We start from the raw sequence: 13,508 nt of genomic DNA, 5'->3' as shown, positions 1-13,508 counted from the left end.
CTAGGCCTTCACAGCCATGAAGCGGTCGTAGCCCTCGTCCTCGAGACGGTCGGCAAGCTCCGGGCCGCCCTGCTCGGCGATGGCGCCGTCGACGAAAACGTGCACGAAGTCCGGCTTGATGTAGCGCAGGATGCGGGTGTAGTGCGTGATGAGCAGCGTGCCCATCTCGTTGTTCTCCGCGGCGCGGTTGACGCCCTCGGAAACGACCTTCAGTGCGTCGACGTCGAGACCGGAATCCGTCTCGTCGAGGATGGCGAACCGCGGCTTGAAGAGTTCCAGCTGGAGGATCTCCACGCGCTTCTTCTCGCCGCCGGAGAAGCCCTCGTTGACGTTGCGGCTGGCGAAGTCCGCGTCGATCTTCAGGTCGGCCATGGCAGCCTTGACGTCCTTGGTCCAGTGGCGCAGGCTCGGTGCGGTGCCGTCGATCGCCGTCTTCGCGGTGCGCAGGAAGTTCGTCATGGTCACGCCCGGCACCTCGACCGGGTACTGCATGGCCAAGAACAACCCCGCGCGGGCACGCTCGTCGACGCTCATCGAGAGCACGTCCTCGCCGTCGAGCAGGATCTCGCCGGAGGTGACCTTGTATCGCGGGTGGCCCGCGATGGTGGAGGCCAGCGTGGACTTGCCGGACCCGTTGGGGCCCATGATGGCGTGCGTTTCGCCGGTCTTGATCGTCAAGGTGACGCCCTTGAGGATCTCCTTGGTGCCCTGCTCCGTGTCGATCGAGACGTGCAGGTCCTTGATTTCCAGAGTAGACATTGGTGTCCGTTCTCTCCTGTGCCGGCCGCGCCGGCGTGGTGGGATGGGGGGTGCGGCGCGGGGCCTAGTGTTCGGTGGCGGCGAGCTCGCGCTCGACCGTTTCGTTGATGCGTTCCTCGAGCTCGGGGACGCCGATCTGCTGGATGATCTCGTTCAGGAAGCCCCGAACCACCAGGCGGCGTGCCGTCTTCTCGTCGATGCCGCGGGACATCAGGTAGAAGAGGTGGGCGTCGTCGAAGCGGCCGGTGGTGCTGGCGTGGCCGGCACCCTTGATGAGTCCGGTCTCGATCTCCAGGTTCGGCACCGAGTCGGCCCGGGCGCCGTCCGTCAGGACCAGGTTGCGGTTGGCCTCGTACGAGTCCGTTTCCTCGGCCGCCTTGCGGATGAGAACGTCGCCCACCCAAACGGTGTGCGCGTCCTTGCCCTGCAGCGCTCCCTTGTACAGCACGTTCGACGTGCAGCGCGGGACCGCGTGGTCCACGAAGAGCCGGTGCTCAAGGTGCTGGCCGGCGTCGGCGAAGTACAGTCCGAACATCTCCGCCGTGGCGCCGGGAGCGGCAAACCGAACGGACGGCGTCACCCGAACGACGTTTCCGCCGAAGGAGACGACAACGTGCTTGAGCGACGCGCCCTTGCCGATCTTGGCCTGCTGCGAGCTGGCGTGAACCGAATCATCGTCCCAGGCCTGCAGGGAGACGACTGTCAGCCGGGCACCCTCGCGGACATCGATTTCGATGTTCTCCGCGACGACCGCGCTCCCGACGTGGTCCAGGACCACGACGGCGCTGGAGTTGGGCTCAGCGACCAGCACGATGTGCTGGGCGGAGGCAGCGGCACCGTTGCCGGTGAGCGTCAACGTCGCCCGGGCTTCTTCGGTGTTCGCGGGGACCGTCAGCACCGTTGCCTCGGAGACGGCGTTCCAGGCGTTGGCCGAGACCCGGTCGTCCGGGATGCCGACCGAACCGACGCGAGAATCGTCGGCGGAGACGGTCTCTACGCGGATCGCTTCGCCGGCCTCGACCGAGATGGACGGCGCGACCCCGTCGAGCGTGTTCTTGTGCAGGCCACCGAGGCGCTTCAACGGCGTGAAGCGCCAATCCTCCTCGCGGCCGGTCAGGGCGGCGAAGTCCTCGAGGTTGTAGCTCGTCAGCCGTCCGGCGCGGGAGGAGTCGGGCACGCCGGCGCCCTGCCCGTGGCTGTGGGCCTTGCTGCTGTCGCCGCCGAGCGGGGAGATGGCCTCGTTGACGGGAGACAGGTTCTCACCCTCCTCGGTGAAGCCGGAAATCGACGGGGCGCCGATGCGCGCCTTTTCGTCCGTGAGTGCGGTTGCGGTATCAGTCATGACTAACCGACGGATCCTTCCATCTGAAGTTCAATGAGGCGGTTCAGCTCGAGCGCGTACTCCATGGGAAGTTCGCGCGCGATGGGCTCGATGAAGCCGCGCACAATCATCGCCATGGCCTCGTCCTCTGCCAGGCCGCGGGACATCAGGTAGAACAGCTGTTCCTCGCTGACGCGCGACACGGTCGCCTCGTGGCCCATGGTCACGTCGTCCTCGCGGACGTCGATGTACGGGTACGTGTCCGAGCGGGAGATGGTATCCACCAGCAGGGCGTCGCAGACCACGGAGTTGCGCGATCCCTTGGCACCCTCGCGGACCTGCACGAGGCCGCGGTAGGCCGAGCGGCCACCGTTGCGGGCCACCGACTTAGCCACGATGGAGCTGGACGTGTTCGGAGCGATGTGGACCATCTTGGACCCGGTGTCCTGGTGCTGTCCCTCGCCGGCGAAGGCGATGGAAAGCGTCTCTCCCTTGGCGTGCTCGCCAACCAGGTAGACGGCGGGGTACTTCATGGTGACCTTGGAGCCGATGTTTCCGTCGACCCACTCCATGGTGGCGCCCTCTTCGCAGACCGCGCGCTTGGTGACCAGGTTGTAGACGTTGTTCGACCAGTTCTGGATGGTCGTGTAGCGGACGCGGGCGCCCTTCTTCACGATGATTTCCACGACGGCCGAGTGCAGCGAGTCCGACTGGTAGATCGGGGCCGTGCAGCCCTCGATGTAGTGGACGTAGGAGTCCTCGTCGGCAATGATCAGGGTCCGCTCGAACTGCCCCATATTCTCGGTGTTGATGCGGAAGTACGCCTGCAGCGGGATGTCGACGTGCACGCCCTTGGGGACGTAGACGAAGGAACCGCCGGACCACACCGAGGTGTTCAACGAGGCGAACTTGTTGTCTCCCACGGGGATGACGGAGCCGAAGTACTCCTTGAAGATGTCCTCGTGTTCCTTCAGCCCGGTGTCGGTGTCCAGGAAGATGACGCCCTGGGCCTCCAGATCCTCGCGGAGCTGGTGGTAGACGACCTCGGACTCGTACTGCGCGGCCACGCCGGAGACGAGGCGCTGCTTCTCGGCCTCCGGGATGCCCAGCTTGTCGTACGTGTTCTTGATGTCTTCGGGCAGGTCCTCCCAACTGGTGGCCTGCTTCTCCGTGGAGCGCACGAAGTACTTGATGTTGTCGAAGTCGATCCCGCTGAGGTCGGCGCCCCAGGTCGGCATCGGCTTGCGGTCGAAGTACTTCAACCCCTTCAGGCGCAGGTCGAGCATCCACTCGGGCTCGTCCTTCTTGGCCGAAATGTCCCGGACGACATCGTCGTTGATCCCGCGGCGCGCGTTGGCGCCGGCGTCGTTCTTGTCCGACCAGCCGTATTCGTAGGTGCCGATTCCTTGGAGCTCGGGATTTCTCTCCAGGATGTCGGAAATCACGCCTGGGTCAGCGGTCTCCTGTGCAATCTGATCCGTCATCGCGGCCTCTCCTGCCTTGTGATCTTGACTCGAGTTCTCTTCTCAGTGTGCTGAGGAGTTTGTTGGCGACCCACCGGTATGTGGGTCGTGCAGACATGGCCGCCTCCGGCCAACGTCGATAGGCGCCGCACGTCGACGCCCAGCAAGCGGGAAAACGCCTTGGTTTCCTCGTCGCAGAAGACGGGAAACTCGCGCGCCAGGTCTTGGATAGGGCAGTGCCCTTGGCAAAGCTGGACGCTCACCATGGTAGCCGTGGGCTGGTTCAGTCCGACATCGCGGGTCGAACCGACGAAACCGTCGGCAGTGAGCGCCTCGGACAGCGCCGCAGCGCGGCCGGACAGCGAGTCCCCGGCGGCCTCGACGGCGGGCCGGTAGCGGTCCTCGAGGGCGGCGAAACGCTTGGCGGCGAAGGCGTTGACGGCCTCTGGCCCGGCCGCGCGCCCCAACTCGGCCAGGGCGTCCCCGGCGATGTCCAGGTAGTCGTTGCCGAGTTTCCGCTGTCCGCGGTGGCTGAGCACGTAGCGGCGGGCGGGCCGTCCCGCACCGGCAGCCTGGTTGGCCACCAGCTTGACCTCGACAAGCCCCTGCTTGCTGAGGGAGTCCAGATGCCGCCGGACGGCCGCGGGCGTGAATCCCAGCTGCTCGCCGAGTTCGGCGGCGCTGACCGGCCCCTGTTGGAGCACCGCGTGGAGCACGCGGTCCCGAGTGCGCTCCTCGGTTTCCGGCGCGCCGGTGGCGGAACGCGTCGCGGGGACCGTTTCCTGCTCAATGGACTGGGAAGAATACACAACACAATCATGACCTAATGAGTCGACTCCCGCCAGCAAGGCAGTCCTTAGTTAACTCCGCGGACCAGCGGGGACCGGACTCTACGTGGCGTAGAATGATCCGGTGCCAGAACCCGAACCCCGCCTCGTCGTCGACAGCCTACGCAAGGACTTCGGTCCCGTTGCCGCCCTTGACGGCCGCATGGTCCGGGTCCTGAACGGCATCAGCCTCACCGCCCGCGCGGGTTCGGTCACCACTTTGCTCGGTTCCAACGGTGCTGGCAAGTCCACCACCCTGGCCTGCGCGCAGGGACTGCTCAAGCCCGACGGCGGCACCGTGCGGCTCCTCGGCGAGGACCCGTCGAACGCGTCCGCCTCATTGCGTTCGCGCGTGGGCGTCATGCTGCAGGATGGAGGTCTACCGCCCGCGTCGCGGCCCCTCCAGCTACTGAACCATGTGGCGTCGATGTACGCCCAACCGGCCGACGTTCCTGCGCTGGCCGATCGGTTGGGGCTGAACGAGTTCTCCCACACCACCATCCGCCGGTTGTCCGGCGGCCAGAAACAGCGCGTCGCCCTGGCGGCCGCTCTCGTCGGGGATCCCGAGGTCGTTTTCCTGGACGAACCCAGCGCGGGTCTGGATCCGCAATCGAGGCGAGCGGTTTTCGACCTCATCAAGGAGCTTCGCGAGCGCGGATTGTGCATCGTGCTCACCACGCACCTCATGGAGGACGCGCAGCGGCTGTCCGACTACGTGTACATCATCGACGGCGGAGCGAACGTCGCTGAAGGCACCGTCCCCGAACTCACGGCGCGGGCAACGGCGGACGCCGACTCGCGGTCGCTGGACTTCTCCGCGCGGCCGGGACTGGTGGCCGGCGGTACCGCACCGCGGCTGGAATGCGGAGAACCGATTCTGGAGATAGAACCCGGCCGGTACCGGGTCCGCGCCCTCCGCTCCCCCACCGACCTGGCCGCCGTCGCGGCCTGGTGGTCGGCCGAAGGAGTCTTCCCCACCGCCATCAGCATGGAACCGCGCAGCCTCGAAGACGTGTTCCTCGAAATCGCCCAGGGAGGCCCCCGTGGCTAACACCGCGCGCGTCGCGCCAGGCAACGCGGCTCCCCAGCTCACCCGCATTCTGCGCCAGGGCCGCTACGAGGCCGCAACGATGCTGCGCAACGGCGAGCAATTGGTGCTGGCTGTCGTGCTGCCGCTGCTGGCCCTCTTCGGACTGACGTTCACCGCGATTCTGGACGGCGTGGCCGTCAACCGTATCGACGCCGCTGCCCCCGGCGTCCTGGCCCTGTGCGTCATGTCGACGGCGTTCACCGGACAGGGCATCGCGACGGGTTTCGACCGGCGCTACGGCGTGCTGCGGTTCCTGTCCACCACTCCGCTCGGACGCGCCGGTTTGGTTTTCGGGAAGTCGATGGCGGTGTTGGCCGTCTTGGCCATCCAGATCGTGTTGATCGGTGGAGCCGCGCTTCTCCTGGGGTGGCGTCCGGCACCGTGGGGGCTGGCCCTCGCCGCCGTGCTGCTGGCCCTCGGCGCGGCCGCGTTCACGTCCCTGGGACTTCTCGTCGCCGGGACCGTCCGCCCCGAGGCCACCCTGGCGATCACGAACCTCGTGTGGATCCTCTTCGCCGCCGTGGGCGGCATCATGATCCCGGTGGAGAACCTGCCCGGGATACTGCAGCCCCTGCTGGAGGCGCTCCCGTCCGCGGCTCTCGGCGACGCCCTGCGGGCGGCCTTCATGCATGGCGCGTTCGACGGCGGAGCCTTCCTCGTCCTGCTGGTGTGGACCGTGCTCGCCGGCTTCGCCGCGACGCGCTGGTTCAAGTGGAACTAGCGCCCCGCCTCTCCCGACCGTTCCGATTGGAGCCGCCCGCATGACAACCCCGGTTACCAAGGCGAAGTGGACCGACCGCCTTCCCACCTCTGTGGGACGCGGCGTCCACGCGCTGGCCATCGCTTCCCTCGCCTCTCAGATCGGCATCATCGTCACGGGCGGCGCCGTCCGGTTGACCCAGTCCGGCCTGGGATGCTCCGAATGGCCCAACTGCGTCCCGGGTTCGATGACCCCCACGCCGGAAATGGGCATCCATGGGCTGATCGAGTTCGGCAATCGGACACTGACCTTCATCCTGACGATCGTCGCAGTCGCCATGATCGTCGCCGTTTGGCGTATGCGCGCGACCCACCGGACCGTTTTCCGGCTCGCGGTGGCGCTCCTGTGCGTCATTCCGGTCCAGGCGCTCATCGGCGGCATCACCGTGTGGACCAACCTGAACCCGTGGGTGGTGAGCCTGCACTTCCTGGCCTCGGCGGCCCTGGTGGCGACGGCAATGCTGCTGGTCAACCGGACGGGAATGCTCCTGCGGCGCGAGTGGACGGTCGCCGTGCCGCCGTTGAGCGGAACCATGCGCGCCCTTGGCTGGACGATCGCCGGGACGTCGACGGCCGCCGTCGTGCTGGGAACGATCGTCACGGGGACCGGTCCCCACGCGGGCGACGCCGGTTCACCGCGCCATGCCTTCAACGCGGACCTCGTCACGCGCATCCATGTGGCACCCGTGTATCTCCTCGTCGCGGCGACCGCTCTGGCCCTTTTCGTGGCCTACCGTTGGCGGGCGGCGCCCGGTTTGCGCAGGGCGCTCGTTCTCCTGGGCGTGGTACTGGTTGCCCAAGCCGCCATCGGGTACACGCAGCATTTCACGGGCCTACCGGTTGGCCTGGTCCTACTGCACATGCTGGGCTCGTCGCTGCTGACCGCGGCGGCGACCAACGTGTGGGACCGCAGCACGGCAGCGTTCCCCCTCTAAGGGAAGCAGGCGGCGACACCGGCCGCATCGCCGGCCGGACAATAAATCAACGTCCCTCCGTCTAGACAACGAAACGTTGACAACGAAACGCCCCGTCCTCGGAGAGGACGGGGCGTTTCGTCGCGGGACATCTTCCGGCGCTAGCCGAACAGGGGATTACCGACGAACGGATCGATGGCCAGTGCCACGAAAACCAGGGTCAGGTACGTGATGGAGATGTGGAAGACCTTCATGGCCTTGCGGTTCATGTCCTGGGGTTCGTGGTTCCGACGGGCCTCGCGGTACAGCACGTGGCACTCGTAGACGAACCAGCCGCCGGTCACCGCGGCGATCACCGTATAGACGATTCCCGCGTATCCCATGGGCACCAGCAACAGCGAGCACACGACGGTCGCCCATGCGTAGAGGACCACCTGCACCGAAACGCGCTGGGCGCTGGCGATGGCCCCCAGCATGGGAACACTGGCCGCGTTGTAGTCGTCCGCGTATTTCATGGACAGCGGCCAGTAGTGCGGGGGCGTCCACAGGAAAATGATCAGGAACAGGATGACCGCCGGCCACGCCAGGGTGTTGGTCACGGCGGCCCAGGCGATCAGGACCGGCATGCATCCGGCGATACCGCCCCACACGATGTTCTGCGCTGTGCGCCGCTTCAGGATGAGGGTGTAGAGCACCACATAGAACAGGATGGCCGCGAGCCCCAGGGCGGCCGTCAGCGGATTGGTTCCGAACCACAGGACGAGAAGGGAGGCCACCGCGAGCGTCCAGGAGAAGACCAGGGCCTCCCGGGGCGTCACGTCGCCGGTGACCAGCGGCCGGTCCTTGGTCCGGTTCATGACCTTGTCCATGTCGCGGTCGATGTAGCAGTTGAAGGCACCGGACGCTCCGGCGGCCATGGCGCCGCCGAACAGCGTCGCCAGAACCAGGCCCACCTGGGGGAATCCGCCGTGCGCGAAGATCATGGTCGGCAGCGTGGTGACCAGCAACAACTCGACGACGCGCGGCTTCGTCAGGGCGAGGTACGACCGCGCTTTGCGGCCCGCGAAAGCGCCCGGGGACTCCGCTGGCTGGCGGGAGGCACGCGGGGTCGGCGCAGAGTCGGTCGGGACAAACTTCACGGACATGCCACTCAGTTCTGCAGGGGATTCGGACAGACCAAGCCATCATACCCTTTTACGGCTCGTAGAAGTCATTCCGCCGGGCGGCGGACAATTGCCCCGTCGGCGAAAGCCGCGTCAATCTTTGGCCATAAACGGGCACAGCCGCCCGCCCCCGGGATAGGGTTGGGGCGAAGTGCCAGCGGCGGCATAACCGGTTCGGCTACGGGTGCGTGGGCTTCGCTCCGCCCTCTCGGTCCGGCCTTCCCGCCCTCACGACCCGCCCGACCACAGAGAGGGACCACACCGTGGCGCCACAGACAGAAGTTAGCGAACTCACTTGGACGAAGCTCGACGAGCGAGCCGTGGACACCGTCCGCGTGCTGGCCGCCGATGCCGTGGAGAAGGTCGGCAACGGCCACCCGGGAACCGCCATGAGCCTCGCCCCCGCTGCCTACCTCATCTTCCAGCGGCACCTGCGCCACGACCCCTCGGACCCGTCCTGGGTCGGCCGCGACCGGTTCGTGCTCTCCCCCGGTCACACCTCGCTGACGCTGTACCTGCAGCTTTTCCTCTCCGGATACGGCCTGGAGCTGAACGACCTCCAGGAGCTGCGCACCTGGGGCTCCAAGACCCCCGGCCACCCAGAGGTCGGACACACGCCCGGCGTGGAGATCACCACCGGTCCGTTGGGCCAGGGCCTCGCCTCCGCCGTCGGATTCGCCTACGGCCAGCGCCGGATGCGCGGGCTGCTGGACGCGGAGGCGCCCGAGGGCGAGAGCCCGTTCGACCACACCGTCTGGGTCATCGCCTCGGACGGCGACCTGCAGGAGGGTGTCACCAGCGAGGCCAGCTCGCTCGCCGGGCACCAGGAACTCGGCAACCTCGTGGTGGTCTACGACGAGAACCACATCTCGATCGAGGACGACACCGACGTCTCCTTCACCGAGGACGTCCTTGCCCGCTACGCCGCGTACGGCTGGCACACGCAGCGCGTCGACTGGACCGAGACCGGCGAGTACGTCGAGGACGTCGCCGCACTGGACGCCGCCCTGTCCGCCGCCAGGGCGGAGACCGGCCGACCCTCGATCATTTCGCTGCGGACCGTCATCGGCTGGCCGTCCCCCGGTAAGAAGGACACGGGCGCCATCCACGGTTCCGCCCTGGGCAAGGACGAGGTGTCCGGGCTGAAGGAACTCCTGGGCTTCGACTCCTCCGCGTCCTTCCAGATCGACGACGACGTTCTCGCCCACGCCCGCGGCGTCGTTGACCGCGGCGCCGCGGCGCGCGCGGACTGGGACGAGGCGTTCAACGCCTGGAGGCAGCGCTCCCCCGAGGCAGCCAGCCTGCTCGAGCGCATCGAGGCCGGCAAACTGCCCGAAGGCTGGGAATCGCACCTGCCCACGTTCCACGCCGGCAAGGACGTCTCCACGCGCGCGGCGTCCGGCAAGGTCATCAACGCCATCGCCGCCGAGCTCCCCGAGCTCTGGGGCGGCTCCGCGGACCTCGCCGGCTCCAACAACACCACGATCGAAGGCTCCCCGTCGTTCATCCCGGAGTCGCGCCAGACGGACTCGTGGAAGGGCAACCCGTACGGTCGCGTGCTGCACTTCGGCATCCGCGAGCACGCGGCGGCCTCCATCGTCAACGGGATCGTGCTCTCCAGCAAGACCCGCGCCTACTCCGGCACCTTCCTGATCTTCTCCGACTACCAGCGTCCCGCGATCCGCCTGTCCGCCCTCATGGGCGTCCCGTCGATCTACGTGTGGACGCACGATTCGATCGGCCTCGGCGAGGACGGCCCGACGCACCAGCCCGTGGAACAGCTGGCCAGCCTGCGCGCCATCCCGAACCTCGACGTCGTCCGTCCCGCGGACGCCAACGAGACCGCCTGGGCTTGGAAGACCATCCTGGAGAACAACTCCAACCCGGCGGGCATCGTCCTGACGCGCCAGAACGTCCCTGTCTACGACCGCTCGCCCGAGGGCGGATTCGCCGACGTCTCCGGCGTCGCACGCGGCGGCTACGTGCTGGCCGAGGCGTCCGACGCCGGCCAACCGGCCGAGGCGCAGGTGCTGCTGCTGGCCACCGGCTCGGAGGTCCAGCTTGCGGTGGAGGCTCGCGAGACTCTACAGGCGGAGGGGATTCCCACGCGTGTGGTGTCCCTGCCGTGCATCGAGTGGTTCAACCAGCAGGACGCCGCCTACCGCGAGTCCGTGCTGCCGGCCGCGGTGCGCGCACGCGTGTCCGTCGAGGCCGGTGTGGCCATGGGCTGGCGCGAGTTTGTCGGCGACGCCGGCCGGATCGTCTCGCTGGACCACTTCGGCGCATCGGCCGACTACAAGACCCTGTACCGCGAGTTCGGCATCACGTCGGAGGCGGTGGCGGAAGCGGCACGCGAGTCGCTCGCCGCCACCCGCTAGCCTCGACACCGCCAGCCCCATTGACGATCCACGGAAGGAAACAACCATGAGCAACCCCAACACCGAGGCCCTTTCGGCCGCCGGAGTCTCCATCTGGCTCGACGACCTGTCCCGCGACCGGCTCGAGTCGGGTTCGCTGCGCAAGTTGATCGAGGAGAAGAACGTCGTCGGTGTGACGACCAACCCGTCGATCTTCGCCGCCGCGCTGAAGAACGGCGACGCGTCCTACGCCGCGCAGGTCGCCGAGCTCGCGGCCGCGGGCGCCGACGTCGAGCGCGCCGTCTTCGAGATCACCACGTCCGATGTCGCCGAAGCGTGCGACCTCTTCTTGCCCGTCGCCACGGCAACCGACGGCGTCGACGGCCGCGTCTCCCTTGAGGTCGATCCCCGGATCTCCGCCGACACCGCCGCGACCGCGGCCGAGGCCCAGAAGCTCCACGACAAGGTCGGCCGCGAAAACGTCCTGATCAAGATCCCCGCGACCCTCGAAGGCCTCTCGGCCATTACGGCCACCCTGGCCGAGGGCATCAGCGTCAACGTGACGCTGATCTTCTCGCTGGAGCGCTACCGCGCCGTGGTCAACGCGTTCATGCAGGGACTCGAGGAGGCCAAGGAGAACGGCCACGATCTGTCCAAGCTCCACTCCGTGGCTTCCTTCTTCGTCTCCCGCGTGGACGCCGAGGTCGACAAGCGGCTGGACGCCGTCGGCACCGAAGAGGCCCTGTCGCTTCGTGGCAAGGCCGGACTGGCCAACGCGCGGCTGGCCTACCAGGTCTACGAGGAGCTCTTCTCCTCGGAGCGCTGGGCCGTTCTGGCCGCCGCGGGCGCGCGCCCGCAGCGCCCGTTGTGGGCATCCACCGGCGTCAAGGACCCGGCGTACCAGGACACGATGTACGTGACTGGGCTGGTCGCGCCCCACGTCGTGAACACCATGCCGGAAAAGACGCTCGATGCGACCGCCGACCACGCCGAGGTCACCGGCGACACCGTCACCGGAACCTATGCGGACTCGAACGCCGTCCTGGACGCCCTCGCTGCGCAGGGCATCGACTACAACGACGTCGTTGGCCTGCTGGAGCGGGAGGGTGTCGAAAAGTTCGAGGCCTCCTGGGCCGAACTGCTCGAGGACGTCCGCATTGCCTTGGACTCCGCCAAGGCCGGTGCCTAGGTGAGCGCCCTCGGGTTCCAGGCGACGGGGGCCGCGCTGGCCGCCATCGAGGCCCACGTGCCGCGCCTGGTCGAAGACAGGGTCGCCTCGCGCATCGCGGGGAAGGACCACACCCTCTGGGGACCGGAGGCCGAATCCGAAGCGGCGGTGCGGCTGGGCTGGGTCGATCTCGGCGAGACGTCCCGTCCGCTCGTGGAACAAATCCTGCGGCTGCGCGACGAGCTCCGCGCCGAGGGCGTGGACCGCGTGGTCCTGGCGGGGATGGGTGGTTCCTCCCTCGCACCCGAGGTGATCGCCGCGACGGCCGACGTCGAGCTGGTCGTCCTGGATAGCACGGATCCGGAGATGGTCGGCAACGCCCTAGCCGACCGGTTGTCCACCTCCGTGCTGGTCGTCTCCTCCAAGTCGGGTTCGACGGTGGAGACCGATTCGGCGCGTCGCGTGTTCGAGCAGGCCTTCGGCGACGCGGGGCTGGACCCCGCGAGCCGCATCGTGGTGGTCACGGACCCCGGATCCCCCATGGACAAGGCTTCGCGCGAGGCCGGGTACCGTGCGGTCTTCAACGCCGACCCCAACGTCGGCGGCCGCTACTCCGCGCTCACGGCCTTCGGACTCGTTCCCACCGGCCTGGCCGGTGTCGACATCGGGTCTCTGCTGGACGAGGCCGAGGAGGCCGCGGAATTCCTGGCCGAGGACGACGCCGACAACATCGGCCTGTGCCTCGGGGCTGCCCTGGCCGGGACGTCGCCGTTGCGCGACAAGATCGTGTTCGTGGACGAGGGCTCCGGAATCGTGGGCTTCGCCGACTGGGCGGAGCAGCTCATCGCCGAGTCGACCGGCAAGCACGGCACGGGAGTGCTGCCCGTCGTCGCCGAGCCCGGCGCGCCCGAGACCGTGACCCAGGCCGACGATGTCCTCCTGGTGCGGCTCGTCACCGATTCCGACGACGCCGCGGCTCCCCTGGGCGACCAGGTGTGCGTCTCGGGGTCCCTCGGAAGCCAGCTGATGCTCTGGGAGTACGCGACGGTCGTCGCAGGGCACCTGCTCGGCATCAACCCGTTCGACCAGCCGGACGTCGAGGCCGCCAAGAACGCCGCCCGCGGGCTTCTGGACGCAACGCCGGAACCGCAGCCCTCGGAAGCGGTCGACGGGGACATCGAACTCCGCGCGACACCGGGGCTGCTGGACGGCGTCGAGACCGTGGCGGATGCCCTGCGGCGGCTGCTGGATGTGGTCCCCGCCAACGGCTACGTCAGCATCCAGGCCTACCTGGACCGGGTGGGTCAGGCGGGCCTCGCGGACCTACGGGACGACTTCGCCGCGCTGGCGGGGCGTCCGACCACGTTCGGCTGGGGCCCGCGCTTCCTGCACTCCACGGGTCAGTTCCACAAGGGAGGACCCAAGGTCGGCGTGTACCTGCTGATCACCGCTGACTCCGCGTTGGACATCTCCATCCCGGAGCGGCCCTTCACGTTCGGCCAGCTCATCTCGGCCCAGGCGGCCGGGGACGGGCAGGTCCTCGCCGACCTCGGGCGTCCGGTGTTGAGGCTCCACCTCAACGACCGCGTGGGCGGCATCGCCCAGCTGCGGGAGGCCGTCGCCTCGCTGGTGACCACCTCGGAGGGCTAATCCGCCCCAGCAGTCCCCCGAAATCCCCTCATGAAAG

General features: G+C 67.9%; 11 protein-coding genes. 6 read left to right on the top strand and 5 right to left on the bottom strand.

Features of this window, described 5'->3' with window-relative positions:
• The 4 genes from sufC to ACHAAJ_RS01485 all read right to left on the bottom strand — a co-directional run bounded on the left by sufC (window position 1) and on the right by ACHAAJ_RS01485 (window position 4,352).
• Window positions 1–759 carry a Fe-S cluster assembly ATPase SufC gene (gene sufC, locus ACHAAJ_RS01500; RefSeq protein WP_435726081.1) on the bottom strand — a complete coding sequence of 253 codons (759 nt, stop codon included), beginning with the start codon at window positions 757–759 and terminating at the stop codon, window positions 1–3.
• Between the two features lie 64 nt (window positions 760–823).
• Entirely contained in the window at window positions 824–2,101 is a 1,278-nt protein-coding gene (gene sufD / locus ACHAAJ_RS01495; protein ID WP_435726080.1) for a Fe-S cluster assembly protein SufD, read from the bottom strand.
• A gap of 2 nt (window positions 2,102–2,103) precedes the next feature.
• On the bottom strand, window positions 2,104–3,564 hold the full coding sequence (sufB, locus tag ACHAAJ_RS01490) for a Fe-S cluster assembly protein SufB (protein WP_435726079.1): 1,461 nt from the start codon (window positions 3,562–3,564) through the stop codon (window positions 2,104–2,106).
• A complete protein-coding gene (locus ACHAAJ_RS01485) occupies window positions 3,561–4,352 on the bottom strand; it encodes a helix-turn-helix transcriptional regulator (RefSeq protein WP_435726078.1) in 792 nt (263 codons plus the stop codon). Before ACHAAJ_RS01485 ends, sufB begins: the two co-directional genes overlap by 4 nt.
• A gap of 103 nt (window positions 4,353–4,455) precedes the next feature.
• On the opposite strand from ACHAAJ_RS01485, the gene ACHAAJ_RS01480 reads away from it, so the two are divergent.
• The 3 genes from ACHAAJ_RS01480 to ACHAAJ_RS01470 are packed head-to-tail and all read left to right on the top strand — an operon-like array spanning window position 4,456 to window position 7,154.
• On the top strand, window positions 4,456–5,421 hold the full coding sequence (locus tag ACHAAJ_RS01480; protein WP_435726077.1) for an ABC transporter ATP-binding protein: 966 nt from the start codon (window positions 4,456–4,458) through the stop codon (window positions 5,419–5,421).
• A complete protein-coding gene (locus ACHAAJ_RS01475; RefSeq protein ID WP_435726076.1) occupies window positions 5,414–6,181 on the top strand; it encodes an ABC transporter permease in 768 nt (255 codons plus the stop codon). The genes ACHAAJ_RS01480 and ACHAAJ_RS01475 overlap by 8 nt, the downstream gene beginning before the upstream one ends.
• A gap of 40 nt (window positions 6,182–6,221) precedes the next feature.
• On the top strand, window positions 6,222–7,154 hold the full coding sequence (locus ACHAAJ_RS01470; RefSeq protein ID WP_435726075.1) for a COX15/CtaA family protein: 933 nt from the start codon (window positions 6,222–6,224) through the stop codon (window positions 7,152–7,154).
• 140 nt (window positions 7,155–7,294) lie between these two features.
• Here the strand turns inward: ACHAAJ_RS01470 and ACHAAJ_RS01465 are convergent, their stop codons facing one another.
• A complete protein-coding gene (locus ACHAAJ_RS01465; RefSeq protein ID WP_435726074.1) occupies window positions 7,295–8,278 on the bottom strand; it encodes a heme o synthase in 984 nt (327 codons plus the stop codon).
• Between the two features lie 281 nt (window positions 8,279–8,559).
• On the opposite strand from ACHAAJ_RS01465, the gene tkt reads away from it, so the two are divergent.
• The 3 genes from tkt to ACHAAJ_RS01450 are packed head-to-tail and all read left to right on the top strand — an operon-like array spanning window position 8,560 to window position 13,471.
• Window positions 8,560–10,674 carry a transketolase gene (gene tkt / locus ACHAAJ_RS01460; protein ID WP_435726073.1) on the top strand — a complete coding sequence of 705 codons (2,115 nt, stop codon included), beginning with the start codon at window positions 8,560–8,562 and terminating at the stop codon, window positions 10,672–10,674.
• 46 nt (window positions 10,675–10,720) lie between these two features.
• Window positions 10,721–11,842, top strand: coding sequence for a transaldolase (gene tal / locus ACHAAJ_RS01455; protein ID WP_435726072.1), 1,122 nt, complete (start codon window positions 10,721–10,723; stop codon window positions 11,840–11,842).
• Entirely contained in the window at window positions 11,843–13,471 is a 1,629-nt protein-coding gene (locus ACHAAJ_RS01450) for a glucose-6-phosphate isomerase (RefSeq protein WP_435726071.1), read from the top strand.
• Window positions 13,472–13,508: the final 37 nt, after the last annotated feature.

It is taken from the genome of Arthrobacter arnarulunnguaqae (assembly GCF_051262515.1).
Lineage (GTDB): Bacteria > Actinomycetota > Actinomycetes > Actinomycetales > Micrococcaceae > Arthrobacter_N.
The sequence above is the reverse complement of the archived record's forward strand: the minus strand, read 5'-3'. Positions and strand labels throughout refer to the sequence as shown.